A 26,937-nucleotide genomic window follows, 5' to 3' on the forward strand; every position below is an offset into this window, starting at 1 on the left:
AGGATGGTACAATTTAATCAGCACCCAATATGAACAGGGATGTTTTAGAATCAGCCTTCTGATTGCAGAAAATCGAATCATGCTATGCAGAATGGAAGGCACGTGACGGGATTGGTTAAGACAGCGGTAAAATTATCGCTGCAGGAGGGGATTATGTCAGCAAATATACGTAATATGAAACTAAAGTCCAGGATGTCGTTGTCCTATGTGATGATAATAGGAATCTGTATGATCGCCAGTATCGCCGCGTTATTTATGCTGAATAAAATCGGTGACAACCTGTCCTCCTTTTATACGAACAATTATACGGTCACAGTCAATGTGTGGCGTGCTAAAAGGGAAATGCAGGCCGCGCGCGCAGATATTCTGCACGCCATATTAGAACCGGATGCCGATGAGACGAGGGAGTCCTTGGAAGAGGCGAAGGACAGCCTTGCAAATATGCGCGCAGCGTTCCCTGTGATACGTGAATCCTTTAAGGGAGATATTGCATTGGTTGACCAGGTGGATTCCCTTTTGCAGCGGGCAATTGTATACCGGGACCAGGTGTTTGAGCTGATAGAGGCCGGGAAACAGGATGATGCCTATCAGGTCATGAAATCTGATTATATCCCGCTTTTGGACCAGATGGCAGATGCCCTGCAGAAAATAGCAGATACCGCGGGACAGAACGCGCAGCTTATGGTGGAAGAAGGAAAAGAGGCACAGAAATCTGCGGCGCTTGTTATTCTTGCAATTATGGCATTGAGTATTGTGTCTGCAATATGGTTAGGTGTTTATATTTCTAACGGTATCCGCAGACCGGTAAATGAGATTCAGGATGCAGCGCAGAAGCTGGCAAAGGGCGAGCTGGACAATGCGTCGGTAGCCTATACATCGAAAGATGAATTGGGTAAGATGTCAGACAGCATCCGCGATCTGATCGACTATCAGAAGACGATCATTGAAGACATCAGCCGTATACTAGGTTCCATGGCAGAGGGAGACTTCAGGGTCAAATCAGGTGTAAAAGAATATTACCGGGGCCAGTATTACCGTGTCCTGACATCCATGAGAGGACTTCGCGACAAACTCAGCAGCATCCTTCTGCAGATCAGCCAGTCAGCACAACTGGTTGCGGACGGCAGTGAACAGATCTCTTCAAGGGCCCAGGCACTTGCATTGGGAGCGTCAGAGCAGGCAAGTTCGGTGGAAGAACTGGCAACGGCTGTAAATAACATATCGAAACATGTAAAGGCTACAGAGGAAAACGCAGTGGATGCACGTGCGCAGACGAATCAGGCCGGCACACGGGTCACCATGAGCAACCGGCAGATGCAGGAAATGATCGAGGCAATGAAGGGAATCAGCGAAAAGTCCAATCAGATCGGTGAGATCATAAAGACCATAGAGGATATTGCGTTTCAGACGAATATCCTGGCTTTGAATGCTTCTGTAGAGGCTGCAAGAGCAGGGGAAGCCGGAGTGGGATTTGGTGTGGTCGCAAAAGAGATACGCAGTCTGGCTGACAGAACATCTGTATCCTCTAAAAATACGTCTGCATTGATTCAGGAAACGATGGAGGCTGTTGAAAAAGGGGATAAAGCTGCCCACGCAACGGCAGATTCCCTGTCCGATGTAGCAGAAATGACAAAGCAGGTGGTCATGGCCGTGGATAAGATAGCCTCCGCGTCCGAATATCAAAGTGATTCCATCTCACAAATCACAGCCGAGGTGGACCAGATATCTGATGTGGTCCAGAACAATTCCGCAACATCAGAGGAACTGGCGGCCGCCAGTGAAGAATTATCCACGCAGGCGCAGGTACTGGAAAGTCTCATCAGCCAGTTTCAATTACACGAATAGGCACTGCAGACAGGTAAATATTATTTGGGACCATGAGAATCCGGGATTTCTTTTTCATGGATTTTGTGATATTCTATGTACATAGAATATACGGCGGAGGAATTTTATGAGTATCATATTGAAAAAGGAACTGGATCCAATCTATGAAACCCTTGCTTTGCTCAGCGTTGAGAATCCTGATAAATGGAGGGAAGAAGTCATCCGGCAACTTGGAAGCTGTGGGCTGGGGGGAGAGATTTTTTATCAGAAGCATTTCACGGTCATTGAAAAATATATCAGGACCTTTCTGAAATATAAAGTGAAGACACCGCAGGAAGAATTTTTTTACAAAGACAAATCCAATGACATGTTTTTCTGGATCACTGCGCTTGCTGTGGAAAACCGTGAATATGTGGATCACCCCGAAACGGCTAATCCTGTAAAGCTGCGCAGAAAAATGGCGTATTATCTTGTGGACACAGAGAAAAACCAGGAAATAAAAACAGAGGACGACCTGCCTGATATTTCAGAGGACGAGGCGCTTCTTGACTTTATGGATACTCTGAGCATCAAGAGCGAAGAGATGTGGTATGTGCTGAGCTGGCTGAGAAAACCTGTCTATCGGCTGCAGCAGCTCAGTGATATGCTGAAATGCAACCTTCCGGCTTTTGAAAAAGCCAGGGAATCCGTGAAAAAACCCCTGGAAAAGCTTTTGCAGAAAAAAGAGGACCTGGAAGAGACTGGATATACTAAAATCGCGGAATCCTGCGGAAAAGACCATCTTGTCTATATGTCTCTGGGGATACCACTGGCACAGATTATTATGGAAGGACGCGGTTATCAGGGAGTCCTCCTGGGATATCTGAACGCGGGAAGGCGCTCCGGAAATGACGCCAGGGAGATTGTTATCCGCCAGGCAAAGTCACTCAGCGATAAGAGCAAGCTGGATATCCTGTGTGACCTGAAGAAGTCAAAAAAATTCAACCTGGAGCTGGCCGAGAGCCTGGGCCTGTCTCCGTCAACGGTTTCACATCATATGAATTCCCTGCTGATATGTGATTTTGTCACAGTGGAAAAGCGGGATGGGAAAGTATATTATTGTTTACAGGAGGAGTCCATACGGGAATTCTTAAAAAATGTGGAGGAGATGCTTTTATAGTGTCTCCTCCACTTTTTCTATTCCTTCCCGGGAACCATGTTACAGGCCGGTCTGCATTTCATAAAAGGCGTGTGTCTGCAGGCTGCCGGCGTCATGGATGCCGGTTAAGGACGGGAAAAGATAATAGGGGAGGAGTAAGACGTTTTATTTTCTGCATTTGATAAATGTGAAATGTGTTTGACAAATATAAAATTATATGATATTTTATGTGTATGAAATATATTTCAAATATATGAAATGATATTGCTGTAAGATGTAATATCCGAAAGGAACCATATGAAACTGTATAAAACGAAGGACCGTCTGCTCCTGGGCGGAACTAGTTTGTTTGGAGGACTGTCCTCGCTGCTGGTGGCGTTTGCCTCTATTTTGATGCAGCAGGTAATAGACGTGGCTGTTGCCGGGGATGTGAAGGGATTTTACAGGGTACTGGCTGTGATGCTGGTTTACCTGGCGGCATTAGGGGGCATCAGTCTGCTGGAAGCTATCATGGGGAAAATTCTTATCAGGAATGTTACCAGGCACCTGCGGGACAGGATTTTTAAAGGTGTGATGAAGCAGAAACCGGTGCGGTTTTCATCAAGAAATACGGCTGATTACCTGTCTGCCCTTGTGAATGATGTAAAGCTGGTAGAGGAAAACTATCTGCTTCCGTTGCTGCTCTGTTTCCAGATGATCGTGCTTTTTCTGGCTACGCTGGGAATCCTGTTTTATCTGAGTCCGCTGGTGACTGTTATTCTGCTGGGATTTCTGGTACTTTTGTTTGCAGTGCCTGCGCTTATGGGGAGAAAGCTCCAGGAGCGGCAGGATGCCTATTCAGAGCAGCTTTCTGTGTTCACAGCGGCAGCAAAGGATTTTCTTAACGGTTATGAAGTGATACGGGGATATTCTGCTTTTCGTTGTATTTTTGGCAGATACCTGAAGGTGAATAAAGAAACCGCAGAGAAAAAGTTTGCGTCAGACAGACTGATGGCAGTAAACGAGAGTTTTTCAGATATCCTCTCTTCTCTTATCACAATTGTGATCGTATTTGTGGCGGCCTGGCAGATGATGCGGGGAACGGTGACGATGGGGACACTTCTGGCTTTGATACAGCTAAGCGGAACCTTTGTCATACCGGTGGTAATGATTCTGCAGAATTTCCCTAAAATTCAGGGGATTCGGCCGGTCATGGAACATTTGGGGGAATGGATGGAGTATGAGGAAGAAGAGGCCGGGGAGACGATTGACAGACCGGAAAATTCCGGTATACCGGGGCAGAAGCGTGGAATATGCTGTTCGGATCTTACATTTGCCTATACGGAAAAGCAGCCTGTGCTGGAGCATGAAAACATGCTGTTTGAGGCAGGTAAGAAATATGCTGTCACAGGCCGGAACGGATGTGGGAAATCCACGCTGATCAAACTCCTAACCGGATATTCCGGAGATTTTGAAGGGCAGATATACATAGACGGAATTTCTGTCAAAGAGATGACGCAGCAGGAGATTAACAGACGTATAGCAGTCATCCATCAGAATGTATTTCTGTTTGACACGGATATCAAGGATAATATCTGTCTGGGAGAGGATTACACGGAGGAGGAGATACAGGCAGCGCTGAAAGAAAGCGGAATATGGGATTATCTCTCAGGCCTGGAAAACGGGATTTATACAAAAGTAGGGGAAGACGGCCACCTTCTGTCCGGCGGCCAGAGACAGCGGATCGCAGTGGCCCGGGCACTGATCAGAAAAACACCGGTTCTCATATTGGATGAAGGAACATCTGCGATTGACCGGGAAACCGCGTTTGAAATCGAAAAAAATCTGCTGGAAAAAAAGAATCTTACGGTTATCACCATAACGCACCATATGGATGAACGTCTTGCCGGTCAGTACGATGCCGTTGTAAGACTGGGGGCTGCATAGGCGGAAGAAAAATGGCGAATGCAGGTATCTTGATTGTTAACGCAAACTGCTGTATTCTGTACTTGAGCTATTATCCCTGCGGCCGGTCCGGAGTGTGTTGGGCAAAAGGCAGCAGGACAAAGGAAGAAACGGAGAGAAGTGCATGAAGATAAACAGAATCGCCTGCATCCATACAGATTTCCCTACAAAATTCGGCATTCCCCGCCAGAGCGGCCTGGTGAAAGAGCTTGCCGGAACCATTATATTTGAGCCAAAGTACAGAAATCCCGACGCATTCCGGGGATTAGAGGAATTTTCTCATATCTGGCTTATTTGGGAGTTTTCCGAATCAGCCAGAGATACCTGGTCGCCTATGGTGCGTCCGCCAAGACTGGGAGGCAATACGAGAAAAGGCGTGTTTGCCACGCGTTCCCCCTTCCGCCCGAACCCCATTGGCCTGTCCTGTGTCCGTCTGGAAGAGATTGAAATACATCCGGAATATGGCCCCGTACTCCATGTGACAGGGGCAGATTTAATGGACAAGACCCCCATTCTGGATATCAAGCCGTATATTCCCCACGCTGACAGCCACCCGGAAGCGGAAGGCGGATTTGCCTCCAGGCACAAGGAGGACAGGCTGGAGGTGGAGTTTCCGGAGGAGCTGGAGGAGAAGGTGCCGGAAAGCAAGAGAACAGCCCTGAGAGGCGTTCTGGCAAATGACCCGAGACCTGCATATCAAAATGATCCAAAGCGCGTCTACGGATTCGGGTTTGCGGGTCTGGAGGTCCGATTTACTGTCAGGGACGGGTGTCTCACTGTCTGTGAGGTGGTGCCGGAGATATGACACTTCTGGGCATTGACAAGGTTCTGCATCTGTACGAATATGAAAATCTGCCACAGGAGCTTGTATATCAAAAAAACGATGATGAGCTGTCCAGCGGCACTCTTATTCCCGCACCGGTCACCTATGGGCAGCGGCAGATTGCTCTTCCCATTCCCAATCTGATTCAGGGAAAGCTGTGGGCAGACAGGCCGGGGGAACGTTTGAGCGTGGGAATCGGAAAATACGGTACAAAGAAAGACGGCGGCATATACATGTGTGTACTTTTGGATATGTATGACCAGAAGCCGGTCTCCTGTTCCTACGGTGTGTATTACGGTCCGCAGCTTGTACAGAAGGCCCTGGAAATCTATTTTTTCCTTCTGGAGCAGGAAGGACTCGGAAGGCGTAAAAGGAATCCCATTCTCCACAGCAGCCGTAATCCTGTATTCAGAAACAGGACTTACTGCGGCATACTGGGCCGTTTCCCGGTCAGGCCGTCCATGACATCGCCGGGAGAGAGAGGCGGTATTGCCAATATCAGCACTTATTTTTCATGTCTGAAACGGAGGCTGGGTGGCTGCATTTTTGAGGACTGGCAGGATGCGGTAGACTGGCTGGAGAATGACAGGGAGAGACATTCCCAGCCTTTTTGAACATCTGCCGCGCCTGCATATTTATAAAATACGGATTTTATATTTTTCCAGCCAGTAATTCACCTGCAGCATGTAGGCCAGCATCTGCGGGCCTGCCATGAGCTGGCCATAGAAAGGTTTTCCGTAGTCTGAGGGACTTTCCAGAAAAGCATGAACCTTTTTCGTGTCCAGAATCTGCCGGACGGGGGCATTGGGGTCAGCCAGAACTTCTTTTAAGCGGTCACCCAGGAGCTTTTCGTAAGCCGGGTCATAGGTTTTTGGATACGGGCTCTTTTTTCGCCAGAGAATCTCTCTGGGGAGATGACCTTCCCCGGCGTGGCGGAGCAGGCCTTTGACGATACCGTCCGGGCATTTCATGCTCCAGGGGACATTGAAGACATATTCCACGATCCGATGGTCTGCAAACGGAACCCTGGCTTCCAGGCCGGAGTACATGCTGGTGCGGTCCATACGGTCCAGAAGAGTCACCATGAACCACCGCAGGTTCAGATAGGAGATTTCCCGGCGGCGTTTTTCATGGGCATCCTCACCGGGCAGAACAGGGGTTTCCCGGATGGTCTTTTCATAGGCTGCATGGGCGTATTCCTCCATGCCGAGAGAATCGGCAAAGTCATCGGAAAGCAGGATTTTTCTTGGCTCCATGCTCGTGGACCAGGGGAAATGATCACCTTCAAACGCTTCCTTTTTATGGAACCACGGATATCCTCCGAAAATCTCATCCGCGCATTCCCCTGTAAGGGTTACTTTGTTGTGCTCTACTACCTGGGAACAGAAATAGAGCATGGAGGATTCCACATCCGCCATACAGGGCAGATCTCTGGCATCTACAGCCTTGAACAGACAATCCACCTGCGCCTTATTGTCACATTCCAGAAAACGGTGGTTTGTACCTGCATACTCTGCCATTTTTTCCACCCAGGGGCGGTCCTGGCTGGGCTGGAAGGCGTTGGATTTGAAGTATTTATTGTTGTCTTTGAAATCAAAGGAAAAGGTATTCAGAACTTTCCCCTGTTTTTTCAGTTCCCTGGCGCAGATGGATGTGACCAGGCTGCTGTCCACTCCGCCGGAGAGGAAGGTACTTATGGGAATATCGGAGAGCATCTGCTTTTTCACGGCATCCTCCACAAGCCAGGCTGTCTTTTCCACTGTCTTTTCAAAAGAATCCGTATGGGGGCGGCTTTCCAGTTTCCAGTACGCATGTTCAGAGACGCCGTCTTTGCCCAGGGTCAGGCAGTGCCCGGGAAGAATCTCCTGAATCCCTTTGAAGACGCCCTTTCCATAGCTTTTGGCGGGCCCCAAAGCGAATATCTCGCACAGTCCGTCCCGGTCCAGTTCGGGTGTTACGCCCGGATAAGCGAACAGCCCTTTGAGCTCTGAGGAGAATACAAGTGTTGTGTCAGCCCAGGTATAGAAGAGGGGTTTGACTCCCAGACGGTCCCGGATAAGGCGAAGTTGTTTTTTACCGGAATCCCAGAGGGCTATGGCAAAAATTCCGTTTAGTTTCTTGAGATATTCCTCCCCGTGCAGCATAAAACCATGGAGGATCACTTCTGTATCGCTGGTGGTCTGAAAGACAACACCTTCCTTTTCCAGCTCTTTTTTCAGTTCAGGCATGTTATAGATCTCACCATTGTAGACAATGGCGTATGTCCCGGAGGCGTTTTTTTGTACCATGGGCTGATGGCCTGTGACAAGGTCGATGATCTCCAGTCTTACGTGGGACAGGCCGCAGCCGCTGTCCAGGTAAGTTCCCTGGTCATCAGGCCCCCGGCGTTTCTGCGTTTGGTTCATTTTGTCCAGAATGTGATTCCATTTCCCTTTCTCCTCAGAAAAATTTCTTTTCAGATTACAAAATCCTGCAATTCCACACATGATAATTCCCCTTTCTGCTATTGGCCCGGCAGGACATTTACCCCACGGCCGGTTACTATTCACAGCCGTGCAGAAAAAGCCCCGCCGGATAAATGATCAGGCTGCTATTTGCGGCAGCAGCGGTTATTTACTGTATAACCGGCTGATATTGTTTTCCGTTTAAAGCTGCCTCAATAGAAGGTATGAGAAGTTCTGTGCGGGCAATCATGGAGTTGGGCTTTTTTTCCGGGTTATCCTGGCCAAAGGGAACAAAATAGATATTCTTGGCATTCAAAAGCAAGCCGATATTTTTCATATTCATTCCCAGCGCGTCATTGGTGGAGATGGATATGAGCAGCGGTTTATCGTTTCTGAGATGTGCCTTGGCTGCCATGAGGGCAGGTGTATCTGTGATGCCGTTGGCAAGTTTGGCTATGGTATTGCCTGTGCAGGGCAGGATAACAAGAATATCCAGCAGGCTCTTAGGACCGATTGGCTCCGCCTGGGGGATGGTGAGCATGGGCTCTTTGCCTGTGATACTGCGGGCTTTTGCCACAAAGTCCTCCGCATTGCCGAAACGGCTGTCAATACTTTTGGCGGCATCGGAAAATATGGTCTGTATTTCGGCGCCTTCGTCCGCCAGCTTCTGTAATTCATCAAACACTTTTTTATATGTGCAGAAGGAGCCGGTAAAGGCCACTCCCACTTTCCTTCCTTTTAACGACATAATTCTTCTCCTTTTATTTATGACGACATATCATTAAATTCCTTTAATATACGAAAAACAGCTTCCGCTATGGCATGGGCGGAGGAACGAGGGGCATATCTCCCCGGAAGTCCCGGGCAGAGATATGCGGATATCCCCAGGTCCCTGGCCGCGGCAAAATCCACGCCGCCGGGAGCAGAAGCGATATCAATAATAAGAGCCTGTTTTCGGAGGCTCTTTAAAAGTGACCTGTCTAGAATCGGCGCGGGAATCGTGTTGAAGATAAAATCAAAACTGTCCGCGTGTTCTTTCAGTGCTTCCGGGGCGATGGCCTTTCCTGTCAGGGTTTCGGCTTCTGCCCGTATACCGGGTCTTCTGGCACATACAGTTACATGACAGAACATGCCTGTAAGATACGAGACCAGGGTTTTTCCGCAGGTTCCGTATCCCAATACGAGACAGCGGCTCCCGTGTAGATTGCGGCTGCTTTTCTGAATGGCTTCCGCAATGGCACCCTCAGCGGTTGCGATACTGTTTTTTACTGTGAGAATCTCATCCTTCATTAGATCAGAGACAAAGATTCCTTTTGAAAAAACTTTTTCCTGAAAGTCTCTGGGTATGCATCCTGCAAAAAAGGACTGGCCCTCCCGGAGCATATCCGGCAGAAGGGACAGGGGAATCTCTTTGCTTTTATTTATGGGAATCGGCGCAAGGACAGTCTCCGCGTTAGAAACTGCTTCCGAAAGAGAGGAGGCAGCATAACAGGAAGAGTCCGGAATATCTGCGCAGAGTGCATATTTACAAACCCTGCAGCCGCATTCCAGGAGATACTCTGCCAGGTAGACCTGGCGCATATCTCCCCCGATCACTGCAAAATCAAATTTTAAGTGACTCATTGCCTGGCTCCTGAATGTCTGAACTCTTATTTACTATATGTAAGAGGAAAAAAAGATGTGCCCCGGTATGGGGGCGGACAGAGGGGAACGCCGTTTATGACGGATTCCGTTCCCCTCTGGCGGAAGTGTGGAACAGCTTTTTATAAGCTCTGGAAAAGGAAGAATAGTTTTTAAATCCGCACTGGTAACAGGCATCTGTGACGGACATACCGTTTTGGATCAGTGCCCTGGCCCGCAGCAGACGTTTGGTAGAGATATAGCTGGCTACACTGTATCCTGTCTCCTGTTTGAACAGGTGCATGAGATAATAACGGCTCATATAGAACCTGGACGCCAGCAGGTCGATGGAAATGTCCTCAGCCAGATGTTCTCCGATATAATCCAGCACAGGAAGGATTTTGGAATTACAGCGGCTGTTTTCTATATACGTGCCTGTGTAGGCATCCATGGAGAAGCGGTTTAAAAGGATCAGAAATTCCAGAAAAAGGGCCTTCTGGTACAGGGCGGCTGCAAAGGCATCCCCGCCAAAGGATTTCTCCAGCTCCTGCAGAACCTGATACAGCCGGCTCTGGCTGAACAGCTCTACGCGCAGTACATTGGAGCGGCTGGTCTGGGCCTGCACAAAGCACCGGTTCAGGGAATCTGCCCCGTCCCGGCAGGCATCCATAAATGCAGGCGAGATATAGAGGATCATGCGCTCATAGACAGATTTGCTGTTGATGACCGGTTTGTGGATCTCACCGGCATTTACAAGGACAATGTCATAGGGCTTCAGGTCAAAAGACTTACCTTCAATATGATATGTGACATCACCGCGTATGAAAATCAGTATTTTATAAAAGTCATGATAGTGGTAGGAAAAGCTGTGTTCCTCCTCATCGGTAATGTGAAAAAGGCGGAAATCGTCTTTCAGATAACCGGTTTTGCTGTAAGAATCCAATTTGGGTCCCTCCTGTGGGCTGATTTTTTTGGTTCAGCATATTTTGCAATGTTTTTAACACGATGCTTATATTATAACATAAAAGTGTCTGATAAACTAGATACAGACTCTAAGACCGATGCTTAAAATTGTTTTGAGCCGCAGAGGTATCTGGGACGGCACTGTGGGCTGTGACATAAAATAGGGTATGGCGCGTCAGATTCTGCAGACGCATCGCAGCAGGAAAGGAAAGAGAGCAGTGAAATTTGAAAAATATCATGGAATAGGAAATGATTATCTGGTATATGACTGTCAGAAAAATACGGAGGAGCTGGATGCTGATAAAATCCGTAAAATCTGTGACAGGAATTTCGGGGTTGGTTCAGACGGTATTCTGGCAGGCCCTTATATAGAAGATGGAGAATTTGCCGTCCGTGTGTTCAATCCGGACGGCAGTGAGGCAAAAAGAGCAGGAAACGGTATCCGTATCTTTGCAAAATATCTGAAGGATGCCGGATATACTTTGAGTGAACGGCTGACGATCCGGACAAAAGGCGGGAAAGTGCAGGTGCGTTTTCTCAATGCGGACGGCACGCGGATTCAGGCGGATATGGGAAAGCTGTCCTTTTCCAGCAAAGACGCGGGACTTGCGGGGGAGGCCAGGGAAGCGCTCAGAGAGAAGATGGTATTCGGGCAGAAGGAATATGACTGTTCCTGTGCATCCATGGGCAATACCCACTGTGTGATCCCCATGGCGGAGATATCCAGGGAGAAGGTCTGCACAATAGGTGCTTTTTCTGAGCGCTCTGCATACTTTGGTGACCGGGTGAATACACAGATCATGAAGGTTTTGGATAAAAATAACATTCAGATAGAGATATTTGAACGGGGTGTGGGATATACGCTGGCTTCCGGCACCAGCAGCTGCGCAGCGGCAGGGGTGGCCTACAAGCTGGGGATGATCGATTCGGATGTGATGGTACACATGCCCGGCGGCAAGCTCTGGATCCAGATCGATGAGGACTGGCATGTGATGATGACCGGCAGTGTACAGAGTGTGTGCCGGGTTGAAATGACCGAGGATTTCCTTCGGTTTGAGCCGTAGGTCCTCAGGTTGAGTAAAAACCCGTTAATGCGTCCAAACGGTGCTTTTCACTGCGCGGTACCTGCGTTAAAATGAATCTGTGTAAAGAGGAACGGATTCATTGGCAGCAAAGGGAGAGGAAGATGCAGATGGATGAGAGGACCTTCCGTGTGACTGTGAGTTCACAGCAATATCATACCTGGCAGGGAGTTCTGGAATATGAGAATCGGACATATTCTTTTCTCAGCGAGCTGGACCTGGTAAGGATGATGGATGATTTTTTGAGAGACAACAAAGAAAAAACAGATACTGAGGAATAAAAAGAGCAGAAAGGCTTCCGCGCAGCATACAGGCTGAGCGGGAGCCTTTCTGTCTGTTCTGCTGCCGCTGCCTGTAAAACTGCCGGTTTTTCCGCTTTGTTGGGCAGTTTTTTGGGGCTGAGTTTACAACAAACCTGGCATTTGATACAAAAACAATGAGGCAAAGTTGCTAAAAATGATTGAAAATGCAAAAAAACGAATCGATTATGAGTAAAATAACCGGATATATGATGGTATAATTGATGAAAACCAAGGGGCAAAAGCCGAGGTGATTAGGCCGATTGACAACAGGGATCGGAGAAAAATCCTGGACAAGGGGGAATTTCTTATAAGAAAAGTCTGAGAGAGTCCGTGATAACGGAAGTTGTACGTTTTTTTTCAACAGGTTCTTAAAAATTTGACGAAGCCTAAGGGGCTATGATAAGCTAAAGTATAAAGTTATGAGTTTATTATGGAAACGAGGGCTTACAGATGAAGAAGAGAGAAAAAGAATATGTGGAATTCCGATATTATGAGATTCCGCAGCGTGTGCCTCTGATCGCACTCATGGGCGAACGCTGGGTAACAAGGTATGGAAGTGATCCTATGCATTTCCATAACTATATGGAGATAGGCTACTGCTGTTATGGCGAGGGTGTTATGCACCTGGGAAAAGAGGACGTCAGGTACGGGGAAGGCACTGTCACAGTGATACCCAAGAATTTTCCCCACCACACAACGGGAAGGGACGACGTCTTTGACAGCTGGGAATACCTTTTTATAGATACGGAGCGCTTTTTAAAGAATGTATATGCAGATAAACCTGTGTATGCCAACACGGTGCTTGAACGGCTTCACAGCCGCATGTTTCTGACCAGCAGAGAAGAAGCACCGGAAATCGATGCGCTTGTACGTGTCATTCTGAATGAGATGCGGAACAAAGAGGAGTTTTATCTGGAGAGCGTGCAGGGATGCCTGCTCACACTGCTCCTCAAAATAGCCAGAATGAATCCGGCAGACAGCGTGCCGGAGGCTAAGGTCATAGATGACGGAAGCCTGAACAGTATTCTGGCAGTTCTGAATTACATAGAAAAGCATTATCAGGAAGAGATCAAGGTAGGACAGCTGGCACAGATATGCCATATGAGCGAGACACATTTCAGGAGAGTGTTTACGGAATACATGAATACCTCTCCGGCAGAATATGTGAATCTTGTGCGGATCGAACGGGCCTGTGAATATCTGGCCAAGTCAGATGAACGTCTGGAAGACATTGCCGTTAAGGTTGGTTTCCAGGCATCCGCCACATTCATCCGTAACTTCAAGAAGATTGTGGGAACTGCTCCACACCAGTGGAGAAGTGCGGCAAGGGGAAAAGAAGACAACCCCTCCAACTATAATGTATCGGTTTTAAAGGGCTGGTAAGGCCCCGAATACAGGTAAATATCAGAAAAAAATAGGGAATGTACAAATTAGACAAATAAATTATTGACATATGCGGCGAAGTGATGTAATATACATATATGCTGGACCGTGAAAAAACGGAAATGTGGTCATATTACACAAACAATTTGTCGAATAATAGGACCGTATGTACATTCATGTGTTTGATGCTAATAATTAAAGGGAGGCATTTATTATGAGAAAAAAAATTGTTGCAGCTATGTTGGCTTCTATGATGGTTGTTTCACTTGCAGCCTGCGGAGGCGGAGATGACGGAAGCGGAAGTACCGGCGGAGATACCAAAAAGGAAGAGACTACCGGAACAGACGAGAAAAAAGATGACGCGGCAGATGACGCCGTAGCAGCTACAGATGATGAGAATACCCTGACCGTATGGTGCTGGGACCCGAACTTCAACATCTATGCAATCAATAAAGCAGCTGAGATTTACGCAAAAGATCATGAAGGATTTAACGTTAAAGTTACTGAGATCCAGTCAGATGATATCGAGACAAAACTGACAACTGCTATGTCAGCAGGTGATTTAAGTACATTACCTGACATCTTCCTGATGCAGGACAACTCCTTCCAGAAATATGCTACAAACTACCCGGATATCTTCGTTGACTTAACGGACAAGGGTATTGACTATACACAGTTCTCCGAAGCTAAAGTAGCTTACTCTACCTTAGACGGCAAGAACTACGGCGTTCCGTTTGATAACGGTGCTGCAATCAGCTGCTACAGAACAGATATGCTGGAGCAGGCAGGATATACTGTAGATGACTTTACAGATATCACATGGGATGACTTTATGGAAAAAGCTAAAGTTGTCAAAGAAAAAACAGGACAGCCTCTGCTGACACAGCAGGCAGGTTCTACTGATATTATCATGATGATGATCCAGTCTGTAGGAGCTTCCTGCTTCACAGAAGACGGAAAAGCAAACATCGTTGATAATGAAGCTGTTAAGAAAGCTGTTGAGATTTATTCTCAGATGGTAAAAGACGGCACATTACTTGAAGTAACTGACTGGGATCAGTATGTTGCATCCATCAACAATGGTACCGTTGCAGGCGTTATCAACGGATGCTGGATCATGGCTACTGTTACAGCACAGGAAGATCAGTCCGGTAAATGGGCAGTTACAAACATGCCTAAGATGGAAGGCGTTGGCGAAGCAAGCAACTACTCCAACAACGGTGGTTCTTCATGGGCAGTTACATCTAACTGTAAGAAACCAGACGTTGCTGTAGATTTCCTGAAATCCACATTCGGCGGAAGCACAGAACTGTATGATGATTTGATCGCTAAGGGCGCTCTGGCAACATGGGCACCGGCTGGTGATTCTGATGTTTACAATCAGGAAGTTCCGTTCTTCTCAAATGACAAAGTATATGCTAAGATCGTAGATTTTGCTACAAAGACACCTTCCAACGTTACAGGACCGTTCTACTATGACGCTCGTGATGCTATCGGTGTTGCACTTTCCCAGATCACACAGCAGGGTATTGACATCGGAACCGCACTTCAGGAAGCTCAGGATACTGTAGACTTCACAATGGGCGGCTGATAAATAACAGACCCCTGAATTGATTCTTTATTTCTAAGAAATGAAAGGTCTGCTGCTGCTCATCAAAAGCAGCGGCAGACCTTTTTGAATCGGGTACAGAGGCGGAATGCTCACTGTATCTGTTCACAATTAAAAATGAAAAGGAGGGTGCATATTTATGAGTGGTCCTAATAAAAAAGGGATGTCTCTGGAAAAGAAACATAATGTGACAGGCTGGGTCTTCCTGATTCCGGCAACAGCCCTGATCTGCTGGATGAGTTTTTATCCCATGATCAAAGCGTTCATTATGTCAATGCAGACAGGTATTGGTATTAATTTAACCTTCGGAGGTGCTGCGAACTATCTCCGTATTCTGAAAGACCCTACATTCAAACAGTGTTTGTTCAACACATTCTTCTACCTGATCATTCAGGTACCGGTCATGCTGGTATTGGCGCTGGCACTGGCTTCTATGCTGAACAACAAGCATCTGCGGTTTAAAGGACTGTTCCGTACAGCGATTTTCCTTCCCTGTGCAACATCCCTTGTATCCTATGCTATGATTTTCCGTTCCATGTTTGCAAATGATGGTTTCATCAACACAGTCTTAAGAGGCTTTGGCATGAACCCTATTATGTGGTTTGCAAATGCATGGACCGCAAGAGCAGTTATCATTATCGCCCTGATCTGGAGATGGACAGGATACAACATGGTATTCTATCTGTCAGGCCTGCAGAATATTGAATATTCCGTTTACGAGGCTGCCAAGATTGACGGTGCTTCACCGGTACAGTCTTTCTTCAAAATTACAGTACCGCTTTTGAAACCAACGATTCTTCTTACAACTATCATGTCCACAAATGGTACACTGCAGTTGTTCGATGAGTCCCTGAACCTGACAAACGGCGGACCGGGTAAATCAACAATGACTCTGTCCCACTACATATACAATACGTCCTTTGTACAGAGCCCGAATTTCGGCTATGCGGCTGCAATGTCCATCATTGTACTGATCATGGTTGCGATTCTGGCAGTTATTCAGATGAAAGTAGGTGATGAACGATGAATAAAGGCCAAAAAATATTCCAGTATGTATTCCTGACGATCGTTTCCCTGTTATCTGTATTTCCGCTGTACTACATGTTCTGCGGAGCAACAAATAAAAGTACAGACGTAGTTGCCGGCAAGCTGATTCCCGGAGGTTATGTTGCAGAAAACTTCAAAGCCCTTCTGGCAAATCAGGATCTGGCAAGAGCTATGTGGAACTCCTTCAGAAATGCTGTTATCCTTACAGCTCTGGCTCTGCTGGTATGTTCCATCGCAGGCTACGGCTTTGAGATTTACCATGACAAAGGCAAGGATGTGGTTATGACACTCCTTCTGACAGCTATGATGATTCCTTTCGCAGCGATCATGATTCCTTTGTTCAAGATGTTCTCCACTTTGAAAATGGTTAACAGCATGGCAGCCTTCATGCTGCCCACCATATCGACACCGTTTTTGATCATGTTGTTCAGGCAGAGCGCGCGTTCGTTCCCACATGATATCATCGAGGCAGCACGTCTTGATGGTTTGAGTGAGACAGGAATTTTCTTCCGCATGTTCTTCCCGACCATGCGCTCCACTTATGCGGCAGCCATGACCATCACTTTCATGAACGCATGGAACAACTATCTGTGGCCAAAGGTAATCTTACAGACAGACAGCTCCATCACCATGCCTATGCTGGTAGCCAACCTGTTAGGTGGTTATACGGTTGATTATGGTATGCTGATGCTCGGTGTACTTATCTGTACCTTGCCTACCGCAATTGTATTCTTCTGTCTGCAGAAGAGCTTTGCCGAAGGTATCACAGGTGCTGTTAAATAAAAAAGAGACAGTATTCGGTCTTGTGCCGGGCTGTTGAAAATAAGTAATTTACAGGCGGATATTTTGTTTTCATGAGATATCCGCCTTATTTTTTAATCATACGGCAGATAAAAATAAAGGATTGTCCGCCGGATAACGAACAGGAGGTAAAAAATGAAAGCATTTCAGTACGAGAAAGTAAAAGACCCTGCCTGGTTCCAGGAAAACAGGGCAGCGGCCCATTCGGACCACAGATATTATGGTTCCATGGAAGAGATGGAGCAGAAGCAGGAGAATTTCAGGTACAGCCTGAATGGTCTGTGGAAATTCCACTATGCAAATAATTACCACAGCACAATTCCGGGGTTTGAGTCCATGGATTACTGCTGCAGGTCCTGGGATGACATCCATGTGCCGGCTCACATCCAGATGGAGGGATATGACCGTCCTCAGTATGCCAATGTGCAGTACCCCTGGGAGGGCTGGGAAGAGCTGGAGCCAGGTCAGATCCCTACACGGTTTAATCCTGTGGCAAGTTACGTGAAATATTTTGAAGTACCTGAGAACATGAAAGGAAAACGTGTGTTTATTTCCTTCCAGGGTGCCGAGAGCGGCATTGCAGTCTGGCTGAACGGCAGTTATGTGGGATACAGTGAGGACACATTTACACCGTCCGAGTTTGAACTGACACCATACCTGCAGGAGGGAGAGAATAAACTGGCAGCCCAGGTCTTCAAATTCACAAGCAGCAGCTGGTGTGAGGACCAGGATTTCTTCCGCTTTTCAGGTATTTACAGAGACGTCTATCTCTATGCGGTGCCTGAGGTACATGTGGAGGACATGAGGATCCGTACTCTGCTGGATGACACCTTTACAAAGGCAGATTTGGAGATCGTGCTCAAGGCCACAGCAAAGGGCAGCGTAAAGATTGCTCTGTCAAAGGATGGAACTGTGCTGATGACAGAGGAAAGTGCTCTGGGCAGTGACACAAGACTGGTGATGAAAGTGGATAACCCCGCGCTTTGGAGTGCGGAGTCACCGGTGCTTTATGACCTGCTTTTTCAGGTGTTTGACAATGCAGGTACTCTGGCGGAAGTGATTCCTTACAGGGTAGGCTTCCGCAGATTCGAGATGAAAGACAATATTATGATGCTGAACGGCAGAAGAATCGTGTTCAAGGGCGTGAACCGCCATGAATTCAGCTCTGTAAGCGGCCGTCATGTGTCGAGAGAAGAGCTGGTGAAAGATATTGTCACCATGAAGAGAAACAACATCAATGCCATCCGTACCTGCCATTATCCGGACGGCTCAGATATCTATGATCTGTGTGATGAGTACGGGCTCTATATGATCGCAGAGAACAATCTGGAATCACACGGCTCCTGGGATTCCCAGGCGGAGAAGAAGGAACCGGATCTGAACAAGGTAGTGCCTTGTGACCATCCGGAATGGCTGGGCATGATGCTGGACCGCGTAAATTCCATGTATCAGAGGGACAAAAACCATACGGCTATCCTGATCTGGTCCTGCGGAAATGAATCCTTCGGCGGCAAAGACATCTATGAGATGTCAGAGTTCTACCGCAAAGAGGACCCCACAAGGCTGGTGCACTATGAGGGGGTATTCTGGGACCGCAGATATAACGGATCCAGTGATATGGAAAGCCAGATGTATCCTTCTGTGGAGAGCATCAAGGCATTTCTGGAGAAAGACAGGAGCAAACCGTTTATCTGTTGTGAATACACGCATGCCATGGGAAATTCCTGTGGTGCCATGCACAAATACACAGATCTGACAGATACAGAGCCATTGTATCAGGGCGGATTTATCTGGGATTATATTGATCAGTCCATTTATAAAAAAGACCGTTACGGAAAAGAATTTCTGGCATACGGCGGAGATTTTGATGACCGCCCCTGCGATTACAATTTCAGCGGCAACGGTATTGCATACGGCGGAGACCGCATGCCATCCCCGAAGATGCAGGAAGTAAAGTTCAATTACCAGAACATTACGGCTGTTGTGGAGAAGGATAAGGTGCGGGTGGTCAATAAAAATCTGTTTGTAAATACAGACAGCTTTGACTGTGTTGTTCTGGTGGAAAAGGACGGACATCTGCTGAGAGAGGCAGGTCTGGAAACACATGTGGCACCTCTTTCTGAGGAAGTCTACGAGCTGCCGGTCAGTGTCCAGACTCTGCCGGGAGAGTATGCCGTCACGGTATCCTTCCGTCTGAGAGAGGATACGCTCTGGGCCAAGAGAGGGCATGAGGTTGCCTTCGGACAGGGTGTGTATGAGGTTCCGGCACCTGCTGCACTGCACAGGGGAAAGATGGAGATCGTAAAGAGCATGCACAATATCGGCATTCACGGAGATGGATTCCGTATTCTCTTTTCCTATCTGAACGGCGGCCTCGTGTCCTATGTGTACGGCGGTGTGGAGATGATCAAGGCAATACCGAAACCGAACTTCTGGAGGGCACCTACAGACAATGACTGCGGCAATCTGATGCCCATGCGCTACGGGCAGTGGAAGCTGGCCAGCATGTATCTGAACCACAAAGACCCCCAGGGCGGATACCGCATTCCGAAGCTGGAAGTCCTGGAAGACAGTGCTGTGATCACATACACATATTATATGCCGTCCATTCCTTCCGCAGAGTGCAGCCTTGCTTACAGGGTATACGGTGACGGGACCGTGGAGACCACATTGTCTTATGACCCGGTAAAGGAACTGGGCGATATGCCGGAGTTCGGCGTGATGTTCAAGTTCGACGCGGATTACGACAATGTGGCATGGTACGGCATGGGGCCGGAGGAGACCTATGTGGACCGCTGCCTCGGTGCAAAGCTGGGAATCTACAAAAATAAAGTGGCTGACAACATGGCAGAGTACCTGGTTCCGCAGGAATGCGGCAATAAAGTGGGCGTACGCTGGGCCAGCGTCACAGACAGAAAGGGCAGGGGAATGCTCTTTACAGGAGATAAGATGGAATTCTCCGCACTTCCCTATACGCCGCATGAGATTGAAAACGCTATGCATCCCTTTGAGCTTCCGGAAGTACACTACACGGTTGTCAGGGTATCTGCAAAACAGATGGGTGTTGCGGGAGATGACAGCTGGGGTTCCAAAACCCATCCGGAATATCTTCTGAACACGGACGGCAGAATGGAATTTACATTCAGCTTTAAAGGGGTATAAGAATACAGAATAGTTTAAGAACAGGGCCGGCCTGCCACAGACCGGCCCATTGGAGGACAGATATGGGCAAAGACGTAAATTTCGGTAAAATGATTCACGGCGGGGACTACAATCCGGAACAGTGGCTGGATTCCCCGGATATCCTGGAAAAAGACATCGAGTATTTTAAGAAAGCAAAAATCAATGAAGTTTCCCTGGGGATTTTCTCCTGGGCAGTTCTGGAACCCCGTGAAGGGGAGTACCATTTCGGCTGGATGGAAGATATCATAAACCGTCTCTGGGAAAACGGTATCTCCACAATCCTGGCTACTCCTTCCGGTGCCCGCCCAAAATGGATGGCAGACAAATATCCCGAGGTCCTGCGGGTGGACGCGGACAGGCACAGAAACCTGTTTGGCGGCAGACATAACCACTGCTATACCTCCTCTGTATACAGAGATAAAGTACGCCGGATGAATATGGCTTTGTCCGAAAAATTCGGAAAGCATCCCGGTGTCATTGGCTGGCATCTGTCCAACGAGTACGGCGGAGAATGCCACTGTCCCCTCTGCCAGGAAGCGTTCCGCAGTTGGCTGAAGGAAAAATACGGGACTATTGAGGCGCTGAACAAAGCCTGGGCGACAACCTTCTGGAGCCATATATACAATGATTTTTCACAGGTGGAAAGCCCGTCCCCGAGAGGGGAATCCGGACTTCACGGGTTAAACCTGGACTGGAAACGTTTTGTTACGGACCGGACCGTGGATTTTGTACGCCACGAGGCACAGGCTGTGAAAGACGGCGGCTCAGACCTTCCGGTCATGATCAATATGATGTATAACTACGAAGGCCTGAATTACCACAAATTCAAGGATGTGGTGGATATCGTCACATGGGACAATTACCCCACATGGCATAAGGGGCCGGAATCCCACACTGCCATGGATACGGGAATGCAGCATGATATTATGAGGAGCATTCTGAAAAAGCCGTTCCTCCTCATGGAATCATGTCCTTCAGCCACCAACTGGCAGAGTGTGAGCAAGCTGAAAAAGCCGGGGATGCTGCGGGCAGCGTCTCTGCAGGCAGTGGCACACGGCTCAGACAGCGTGCAGTATTTCCAGCTCCGCCAGAGCCGTGGTTCCAGCGAGAAATTCCACGGCGCTGTCATTGACCACTACGGCGGGGATGACACCAGAGTGTTCGGTGAAGTCACAGAAGTGGGAGAAGCGCTGGAAGCTCTTGGTGAAATGGCGGGCAGCCGTACTATAGCCCGGGCGGCAGTCATCTATGACTGGGAAAACCGCTGGGCCATGGAGGACGCGGCAGGTCCGAGAAATAAAAACCTGTATTATAAAGAGGCAGTGGAGAAATCCTACTATGCATTCCGTAAGCTCGGACTGGATGTGGATGTCATTGACATGGAACAGGATCTGGAAGGTTATAAGATAGCGGCGGCTCCCATGCTTTATATGTTCCGGGCCGGGTTTGAGGAGAAGGCAAGGAAGTTTGTGGAAGCAGGCGGTAAGCTGATCCTTACATACTGGTCAGGGATTGTGGATGACACGGACCTCTGTTTCCTGGGCGGAACACCTCACGGACTTATGGACGTGTGCGGTCTGCGCAGTACGGAGATTGACGGACTCTATGACGGAGAGACCAACAGCGGTGTTCCGGTGGAAGGAAATACCCTGTGCATGGCAAAGAGCTACACCTGTGAACATCTCTGTGACCTGGTGAAAACAGACGGCGCGGAGGTTCTTATGACCTTTGGCAGTGATTTTTACGCGGGAATGCCGGCACTTACCTGCAACGCTTACGGTGAGGGGAAAGCTTACTATGTGTGTGCGGATTTTGAGCAGGGCTTCTATGATGAATTATACAGGAAGCTGGTAAAAGAATGCGGTATCAAACGCTACATTCATCATATTCCCGCCGGAATCGAAGTGACATCCAGGGAGACAGAGGATGCGCTCTACCTGATCGTACAGAACTTCAACCGGGAAAGCACAGAGGTGCGCCTGCCCAAAGGGCCGTTTTCAGTCTGGTATGGGGAATATGACGGTACGGTGAAGGGCTTTGACATGGTGGTTCTCAAAAAAAGAAAATAGACAGGAACCGTATGAGCTGAGATACTGAATAACAGTTAAGAGGATATAAATGCAGACAAAGAAGTCTTACGGACTCTTTGCCTGCATTTTTCATGGAGAAAAGGGGATGGACAGATTTTTGCAGGGGCTGCATCCGACAGTGGTTGTTAAGGAATTTCCAGGTATACATTGACTTTTCTTTCTGAGGGGGTATAATTTTTAAGGTATATTGACAACGTTGAAAAGACAGAAGGAGGAGCTATGAAGTATTTGAGACAATTCTGTATTATTTTACTTTTTTCATTTCTGGGAGAAGGGCTTCATATTATCCTGCCGCTTCCCGTGCCTGCCAGTGTCTATGGTCTTGTTCTGATGCTGGCCGCGCTTCAGACAGGGATTCTGAAGACGCGTCAGGTGAGGGAAACGGCGGGTTTTTTGATTGAGATTATGCCTGTGATGTTCATACCCGCTGCCGCGGGGCTGCTGAATTCATGGGGCGTGCTGAAACCTGTCTTCGTTCCGGTTGCAGTTATAACTGCGGTCACCACGGTTTTCGTCATGGCAGTGACAGGACTTGTGACCCAGGGGATTATACGGAAGGGGAAAAAGAAAAATGAAAGCATTTCTGAGTGATTCTGTTTTCTGGGGAGCTGTTTTAAGCCTGCTTGGGTATGAAGCGGGGCTGCTTCTCAAGAGAAAATTTAAAATGGCAGTCTTTAACCCACTGCTTATAGGTGTTATCTGTGTGATGGGTGTGCTGGCAGTGGGGCATATTGATTATGACAGTTATTATGAAGGCGGCAGGTATATCAGCTACCTTCTGACACCGGCAACGGTATGCCTTGCAGTGCCTTTGTATGAACAGATGGGGCTGTTGAAGAAAAATCTGAAGGCTGTGGCAGCAGGGCTGATTTCCGGCGTGCTTGCCAGCCTTGTCAGTGTATTTCTTCTGGCAAAGCTTTTCGGCCTGAACCATGCCCAGTATGTGACGCTGCTTCCAAAGTCCATTACAACAGCGATCGGTATGGGTGTGTCTGAGGAATTGGGCGGAATTGTCACAATTACCGTGGCAGTTATCATTATTACCGGGATATTGGGCAACATGATAGGAGAAGTGATATTTAAGATTTTCCGTATTCAGGAGCCTGTGGCAAAAGGACTGTCCCTGGGGGCCGCGTCCCATGCCATCGGAACGGCAAAAGCTATGGAGCTTGGTCCGGTGGAGGGCGCCATGAGCAGTCTGGCAATCGCGGTAGCAGGTCTGTTGACTGTGATCGGTGCCTCAGTGTTTGCAGGGTTTATGTAGCGGAAGGGAGCGGTTGAGATGGAAAAAGGAATCATTACCATAGGAAGACAGTACGGAAGCCAGGGGAGGGCAGTGGGGAAGATGCTTGCGCAGCGCCTGGGCTGTGCCTTTTATGACAAAGAAGAGCTTGCCAGGATCGCCAGGGGAAGAGATTATGAGGAAGTAAGGGAATTTTATGAGGAACAGCCTGTAGACAGCCTTTTGTATGCCATTGCCATGAACAATGAGGAGGGAGAAGTGGGAAGGATACCCTTTGCCCGTATCCGGGAATTGTGCGGCAATGGTCCCTGTGTACTCATTGGCCGGTGCGGAAATGAGATCTTCCGGAAAAAACAGGATGCCGTAAGCATTTTTATACACGGGGATATGGAAAAGAGGGTTCAATATGTGACGGAGACAGAGGGGCTTTCCGCACACGGTGCCAAAAAGAAAATAGACAGAGTGGATGAGGAGCGGGCATCTTTCCACAGGTATTATACCCACAGAGAATGGGGAAGGGCGGATGCCTATGAGCTGTGTCTTGACAGCAGTGTTCTGGGGGCGGATAAGTGTGCAGAGGTGATATTTGATTATCTTAAGATCAGGGGGCTGTTTTAAGGCCTTTGGGGTTGATATTTCCGTCCATTATGATTATCATTATAAGCAGTAAGGTGCTTCAGAAGTTTAAGGATTTCCGGGTTGTGCAGGATGCGTTTTACGGCCTGCGCCCGGCGGAGGATTTGTATGGCATTTTTTGAAAAACCATTGACCAGGAAAGAGATTTTTTCCATTCCGAACATCATGGGGTATTTCCGGATTCTTTTGATCCCGGTCTATGTCCTTTTGTATTATCATGCGGAGTCGGTGAGGGAGTATTATATTGCCGCTGTGCTGGTGGGGATTTCCGGGATCACGGATATGCTGGACGGCAAAGTGGCGAGGCATTTTCATATGATCACAGAGCTGGGGAAAGCCCTGGACCCGGTGGCGGATAAGCTGACTTTGGGTGCTATGATCCTATGTCTGGCTTTCCGGTATGAAAATATGCGCTGGCTGGTGGGACTGTTTATATTGAAAGAGGGCTTCATGGGAATCATGGGGCTTTTGCTGTCACATTACCGGGGCAGAAAGCTGGATGGGGCAAAATGGTATGGGAAGGTCTGTACTGCGTTTTCTTATGTGGTGATGTTTGTGCTGTTTTTCTTCCTGCGGCTGCCCTTATCCCTGGTAAATGCCCTGATTGTGTGCTGCGGCGTGCTCATGGCTGTGACCTGGGTGCTGTATGTGCCGGTGTTTGTGAAGATGTGGAAAGAAAAAGGACAGGCTTATTGAAAATATTTAAACTTTTTGATAAAATATTTATATGTAAATTTTATATGCAAAAAGTCTGGATAAAGGGATAGGTCGGAATATGAAAGTAAGTATAAAAGATATCAGTGAGCGCACAGGATTCTCGCCTGCTACGGTTTCCAATGCACTGAACCACAAAAAAGGGGTCAATGCAGATACGGCAGCCGAGATTTTCCGTGTGGCGAAAGAGATGGGTTATATCAGTGAATCGCGTATCGGGAAAATCAAATTCGTTATCTTCAAGAGAAATGGTTTGATCATAGACGATACGCCTTTTTTTTCACTTCTGATTGACGGAATCGAGAAAGAGTGCCGGGCATCGGGGATGGAGATGGTGCTGTGCCGCCTGAATTATGAGGACGAGGACTACGAGGAACAGGTGAACTGGCTGATACATGACAATTCTTCCGCGGTGATCATGCTGGGAACAGAGCTGATGGAGGAGGATGTGGCTCTCTATAAGAATGCGTCCTGCCCCTTTCTCATGCTGGACTACTGGAGCTGGGACATGAGCTTTAACGGCGTTCTGATCAACAACGCGGATTCTGCCCGTATGGCAACAGAATATCTGCTGCAAAAGGGGCATAGAAGGATTGGTTATCTGAGAGGGGAATTCAGGATCAAAGCATTCCGCTCCAGAGCCGTCGGGTATGCGACTGCCCTCAATAAAGCGGGGCTGGTTCCGGAGAAGAGATATACTGTTACGCTGTCCACCACTATCAATGGCGCTTATGAGGATATGAAGGCATATCTGAAGACCGGGCCTGAGCTTCCCACAGCCTATTTCGCGGATAATGATATGGTGGCTCTGGGGGCAATCCGGGCGCTGCAGGAAAAGGGGTATCAGGTGCCGGAAGATATCTCTGTGGTGGGATTTGATGATCTGCCGTTCTGTGAGATCGCCAATCCTCCGCTTACGACTCTGCGGGTTCCGAAGCAGGAGATGGGGCGTGTGGCGGTCAGAAGGATTCTGGAAGTGATAAACGGTACCGATAAGATCAAGACCAAGACCCAGGTATGCACAATCTTTGTGGAGCGCGACAGTGTCAGGGATCTGAAGGACAGAAACGGCGGTGACGGCGATGAAGGTTAAATCAAAAGAGGTGGCAGAGGCCCTGGGTGTGTCCACCGCCACGGTATCCCTTGCCATCAACGGCAAACCGGGGGTAAATGAGGAGACAAGGAAGCGGATACTGGAATATATCAGCGGCCAGCAGGGAAAAGATGTGACGAAAGGAACCTTTGTGAAACTGATCATCTTTGAAAATTCTCCCCGTGTACTGTCAGGGGGGATGGGGTCGTTCTTCAGGATCACCTATGTGGAGAGCGTGGAGCGCCTTCAGAGGGACAAGCTGGAGGTCAGGCTTGTGTATGCTTACGGCTATGAGGAACTGAAGGAGGCGCTGCTGAAAAGCAATACGGACGGGACCAGGGGCATACTGCTGCGGGCGGATGAATTCGGTGAGAAGGATTATGAACTGATCTCCCTGTGCAGGGTTCCCCTTGTCATGAGTGACTGCGGGTCCGGGGAGGCCGGCTGGAATATGGTGAACTTTAACAACCGTCAGGCTGTCTTTCAGGGGATGGAATATCTGAAAGCCCATGGCTGCAGAAGGATAGTATATTTTCAGAACGCGGAGGCCATCTATAATTTCAGGGCAAGAAGAGAGGCTTTTTTGGAGTATCTCAACAGAAATCCTGAGATTTCAGGCAGCTTTTGGGAGACAGGGAACGAGAGGGAGGAGATAGAGCGGAGGGCAGAGGAATACTTTACCCGCTGTGATATGCTGCCGGACGCAGTGTTTCTGGAAAACTTTCTGGTTTCCGTGGGGACGGCCCAGTCCCTTATGAAGCTGGGCATATCCGTGCCGGATCAGATATCTCTTCTGGGAATTGACGCCATTCCCGACACGGTACTGCTGCCCTATAAACTGACCCACTTTGAAGTACCTCATAAAAAGAGGAGTGTACTTATGGCAGAGCTCCTTTTGGAACTTATGAACCGCCCGGATGACGGCTTTGGGCGGATGGTGCTGGTGAATGAAAAAATGGCGGAGGGCAACAGTGTAAAGGGGTAGGCGGGAAGGCAGA

At 48.2% G+C, this 26,937-nt stretch carries 23 protein-coding genes; 19 read left to right on the forward strand and 4 right to left on the reverse strand.

Translation table 11 applies throughout. The annotated features are described in order from the left end of the window. The first annotated feature begins 153 nt into the window (after window positions 1-153). From MUB35_RS08035 to MUB35_RS08055, 5 genes are all read left to right on the forward strand, one after another. Complete coding sequence (locus tag MUB35_RS08035) at window positions 154-1,845, forward strand: methyl-accepting chemotaxis protein (protein WP_103731029.1); 1,692 nt, start codon at window positions 154-156, stop codon at window positions 1,843-1,845. Between the two features lie 106 nt (window positions 1,846-1,951). Further along, a complete protein-coding gene (locus MUB35_RS08040) occupies window positions 1,952-2,983 on the forward strand; it encodes an ArsR/SmtB family transcription factor (protein WP_033143591.1) in 1,032 nt (343 codons plus the stop codon). A gap of 276 nt (window positions 2,984-3,259) precedes the next feature. Beyond that, window positions 3,260-4,888, forward strand: coding sequence for an ABC transporter ATP-binding protein (locus MUB35_RS08045; RefSeq protein ID WP_244806027.1), 1,629 nt, complete (start codon window positions 3,260-3,262; stop codon window positions 4,886-4,888). A gap of 142 nt (window positions 4,889-5,030) precedes the next feature. After that, a complete protein-coding gene (tsaA, locus tag MUB35_RS08050; protein WP_033143589.1) occupies window positions 5,031-5,711 on the forward strand; it encodes a tRNA (N6-threonylcarbamoyladenosine(37)-N6)-methyltransferase TrmO in 681 nt (226 codons plus the stop codon). Beyond that, window positions 5,708-6,343, forward strand: coding sequence for a hypothetical protein (locus MUB35_RS08055; protein ID WP_227210292.1), 636 nt, complete (start codon window positions 5,708-5,710; stop codon window positions 6,341-6,343). The genes tsaA and MUB35_RS08055 overlap by 4 nt, the downstream gene beginning before the upstream one ends. 21 nt (window positions 6,344-6,364) lie before the next feature. Here the strand turns inward: MUB35_RS08055 and asnB are convergent, their stop codons facing one another. The 4 genes from asnB to MUB35_RS08075 form a co-directional block, all read right to left on the reverse strand. Next, window positions 6,365-8,215, reverse strand: coding sequence for an asparagine synthase (glutamine-hydrolyzing) (gene asnB, locus MUB35_RS08060; RefSeq protein ID WP_244806028.1), 1,851 nt, complete (start codon window positions 8,213-8,215; stop codon window positions 6,365-6,367). Between the two features lie 127 nt (window positions 8,216-8,342). Continuing rightward, a complete protein-coding gene (locus tag MUB35_RS08065) occupies window positions 8,343-8,921 on the reverse strand; it encodes a dipicolinate synthase subunit B (RefSeq protein WP_033143586.1) in 579 nt (192 codons plus the stop codon). Between the two features lie 17 nt (window positions 8,922-8,938). Next, window positions 8,939-9,796 (reverse strand): dipicolinate synthase subunit DpsA, encoded by an 858-nt coding sequence (locus MUB35_RS08070; protein ID WP_148393054.1) that lies wholly within the window; start codon window positions 9,794-9,796, stop codon window positions 8,939-8,941. Window positions 9,797-9,890: 94 nt separating this feature from the next. Continuing rightward, the gene (locus MUB35_RS08075) at window positions 9,891-10,736 is read right to left on the reverse strand and encodes an AraC family transcriptional regulator (RefSeq protein ID WP_033143584.1); all 846 of its coding nucleotides are present in this window, start codon (window positions 10,734-10,736) and stop codon (window positions 9,891-9,893) included. Window positions 10,737-10,974: 238 nt separating this feature from the next. Here MUB35_RS08075 and dapF point away from each other — a divergent pair, with 238 nt between their 5' ends. The 14 genes from dapF (at window position 10,975) to MUB35_RS08145 (ending at window position 26,924) form a co-directional block, all read left to right on the forward strand. After that, window positions 10,975-11,820, forward strand: a complete 846-nt coding sequence (gene dapF, locus MUB35_RS08080; RefSeq protein ID WP_033143613.1) for a diaminopimelate epimerase — start codon at window positions 10,975-10,977, stop codon at window positions 11,818-11,820. 122 nt (window positions 11,821-11,942) lie between these two features. Beyond that, window positions 11,943-12,119, forward strand: a complete 177-nt coding sequence (locus MUB35_RS08085) for a hypothetical protein (protein ID WP_156120902.1) — start codon at window positions 11,943-11,945, stop codon at window positions 12,117-12,119. A gap of 471 nt (window positions 12,120-12,590) precedes the next feature. Beyond that, window positions 12,591-13,523, forward strand: a complete 933-nt coding sequence (locus MUB35_RS08090; protein ID WP_033143583.1) for a helix-turn-helix domain-containing protein — start codon at window positions 12,591-12,593, stop codon at window positions 13,521-13,523. 214 nt (window positions 13,524-13,737) lie between these two features. Continuing rightward, window positions 13,738-15,114, forward strand: a complete 1,377-nt coding sequence (locus MUB35_RS08095; protein ID WP_033143582.1) for an ABC transporter substrate-binding protein — start codon at window positions 13,738-13,740, stop codon at window positions 15,112-15,114. 157 nt (window positions 15,115-15,271) lie between these two features. After that, window positions 15,272-16,159: a carbohydrate ABC transporter permease gene (locus MUB35_RS08100; protein WP_103731023.1), complete on the forward strand. Its 888-nt coding sequence runs from the start codon at window positions 15,272-15,274 to the stop codon at window positions 16,157-16,159. After that, a complete protein-coding gene (locus tag MUB35_RS08105; protein WP_033143580.1) occupies window positions 16,156-16,962 on the forward strand; it encodes a carbohydrate ABC transporter permease in 807 nt (268 codons plus the stop codon). The genes MUB35_RS08100 and MUB35_RS08105 overlap by 4 nt, the downstream gene beginning before the upstream one ends. Before the next feature lie 153 nt (window positions 16,963-17,115). Continuing rightward, a complete protein-coding gene (locus MUB35_RS08110; protein ID WP_244806029.1) occupies window positions 17,116-20,142 on the forward strand; it encodes a glycoside hydrolase family 2 TIM barrel-domain containing protein in 3,027 nt (1,008 codons plus the stop codon). Between the two features lie 62 nt (window positions 20,143-20,204). Continuing rightward, window positions 20,205-22,232 (forward strand): beta-galactosidase, encoded by a 2,028-nt coding sequence (locus MUB35_RS08115; RefSeq protein ID WP_244806030.1) that lies wholly within the window; start codon window positions 20,205-20,207, stop codon window positions 22,230-22,232. A 240-nt stretch (window positions 22,233-22,472) separates the two neighbouring features. Next, window positions 22,473-22,844, forward strand: coding sequence for a CidA/LrgA family protein (locus MUB35_RS08120; protein ID WP_033143577.1), 372 nt, complete (start codon window positions 22,473-22,475; stop codon window positions 22,842-22,844). Then, entirely contained in the window at window positions 22,825-23,517 is a 693-nt protein-coding gene (locus MUB35_RS08125) for an LrgB family protein (RefSeq protein WP_033143576.1), read from the forward strand. Before MUB35_RS08120 ends, MUB35_RS08125 begins: the two co-directional genes overlap by 20 nt. Before the next feature lie 18 nt (window positions 23,518-23,535). Beyond that, window positions 23,536-24,114, forward strand: coding sequence for a cytidylate kinase-like family protein (locus MUB35_RS08130; protein WP_244806031.1), 579 nt, complete (start codon window positions 23,536-23,538; stop codon window positions 24,112-24,114). 126 nt (window positions 24,115-24,240) lie between these two features. Further along, window positions 24,241-24,828 (forward strand): CDP-alcohol phosphatidyltransferase family protein, encoded by a 588-nt coding sequence (locus tag MUB35_RS08135; protein WP_054350935.1) that lies wholly within the window; start codon window positions 24,241-24,243, stop codon window positions 24,826-24,828. Window positions 24,829-24,907: 79 nt separating this feature from the next. Beyond that, the gene (locus tag MUB35_RS08140) at window positions 24,908-25,939 is read left to right on the forward strand and encodes a LacI family DNA-binding transcriptional regulator (RefSeq protein ID WP_227210298.1); all 1,032 of its coding nucleotides are present in this window, start codon (window positions 24,908-24,910) and stop codon (window positions 25,937-25,939) included. Further along, complete coding sequence (locus MUB35_RS08145; RefSeq protein ID WP_244806032.1) at window positions 25,929-26,924, forward strand: LacI family DNA-binding transcriptional regulator; 996 nt, start codon at window positions 25,929-25,931, stop codon at window positions 26,922-26,924. The genes MUB35_RS08140 and MUB35_RS08145 overlap by 11 nt, the downstream gene beginning before the upstream one ends. Window positions 26,925-26,937 lie beyond the last annotated feature (13 nt).

The sequence above is a fragment of the Blautia sp. NSJ-175 genome (assembly GCF_022867815.1).
Classification (GTDB): Bacteria; Bacillota; Clostridia; order Lachnospirales; family Lachnospiraceae; genus Blautia; species Blautia celeris.

What these genes read in the sequence shown, in the direction of transcription:
- MUB35_RS08035 (WP_103731029.1), top strand. Translation starts at nt 154, where the DNA reads ATGTCAGCAAATATACGTAATATGAAACTAAAGTCCAGGATGTCGTTG.
- MUB35_RS08040 (WP_033143591.1), top strand. Translation starts at nt 1,952, where the DNA reads ATGAGTATCATATTGAAAAAGGAACTGGATCCAATCTATGAAACCCTT.
- MUB35_RS08045 (WP_244806027.1), top strand. Translation starts at nt 3,260, where the DNA reads ATGAAACTGTATAAAACGAAGGACCGTCTGCTCCTGGGCGGAACTAGT.
- tsaA (WP_033143589.1), top strand. Translation starts at nt 5,031, where the DNA reads ATGAAGATAAACAGAATCGCCTGCATCCATACAGATTTCCCTACAAAA.
- MUB35_RS08055 (WP_227210292.1), top strand. Translation starts at nt 5,708, where the DNA reads ATGACACTTCTGGGCATTGACAAGGTTCTGCATCTGTACGAATATGAA.
- asnB (WP_244806028.1), bottom strand. Translation starts at nt 8,215, where the DNA reads ATGTGTGGAATTGCAGGATTTTGTAATCTGAAAAGAAATTTTTCTGAG.
- MUB35_RS08065 (WP_033143586.1), bottom strand. Translation starts at nt 8,921, where the DNA reads ATGTCGTTAAAAGGAAGGAAAGTGGGAGTGGCCTTTACCGGCTCCTTC.
- MUB35_RS08070 (WP_148393054.1), bottom strand. Translation starts at nt 9,796, where the DNA reads ATGAGTCACTTAAAATTTGATTTTGCAGTGATCGGGGGAGATATGCGC.
- MUB35_RS08085 (WP_156120902.1), top strand. Translation starts at nt 11,943, where the DNA reads ATGCAGATGGATGAGAGGACCTTCCGTGTGACTGTGAGTTCACAGCAA.
- MUB35_RS08090 (WP_033143583.1), top strand. Translation starts at nt 12,591, where the DNA reads ATGAAGAAGAGAGAAAAAGAATATGTGGAATTCCGATATTATGAGATT.
- MUB35_RS08095 (WP_033143582.1), top strand. Translation starts at nt 13,738, where the DNA reads ATGAGAAAAAAAATTGTTGCAGCTATGTTGGCTTCTATGATGGTTGTT.
- MUB35_RS08100 (WP_103731023.1), top strand. Translation starts at nt 15,272, where the DNA reads ATGAGTGGTCCTAATAAAAAAGGGATGTCTCTGGAAAAGAAACATAAT.
- MUB35_RS08105 (WP_033143580.1), top strand. Translation starts at nt 16,156, where the DNA reads ATGAATAAAGGCCAAAAAATATTCCAGTATGTATTCCTGACGATCGTT.
- MUB35_RS08110 (WP_244806029.1), top strand. Translation starts at nt 17,116, where the DNA reads ATGAAAGCATTTCAGTACGAGAAAGTAAAAGACCCTGCCTGGTTCCAG.
- MUB35_RS08115 (WP_244806030.1), top strand. Translation starts at nt 20,205, where the DNA reads ATGGGCAAAGACGTAAATTTCGGTAAAATGATTCACGGCGGGGACTAC.
- MUB35_RS08120 (WP_033143577.1), top strand. Translation starts at nt 22,473, where the DNA reads ATGAAGTATTTGAGACAATTCTGTATTATTTTACTTTTTTCATTTCTG.
- MUB35_RS08125 (WP_033143576.1), top strand. Translation starts at nt 22,825, where the DNA reads ATGAAAGCATTTCTGAGTGATTCTGTTTTCTGGGGAGCTGTTTTAAGC.
- MUB35_RS08130 (WP_244806031.1), top strand. Translation starts at nt 23,536, where the DNA reads ATGGAAAAAGGAATCATTACCATAGGAAGACAGTACGGAAGCCAGGGG.
- MUB35_RS08135 (WP_054350935.1), top strand. Translation starts at nt 24,241, where the DNA reads ATGGCATTTTTTGAAAAACCATTGACCAGGAAAGAGATTTTTTCCATT.
- MUB35_RS08140 (WP_227210298.1), top strand. Translation starts at nt 24,908, where the DNA reads ATGAAAGTAAGTATAAAAGATATCAGTGAGCGCACAGGATTCTCGCCT.
- MUB35_RS08145 (WP_244806032.1), top strand. Translation starts at nt 25,929, where the DNA reads ATGAAGGTTAAATCAAAAGAGGTGGCAGAGGCCCTGGGTGTGTCCACC.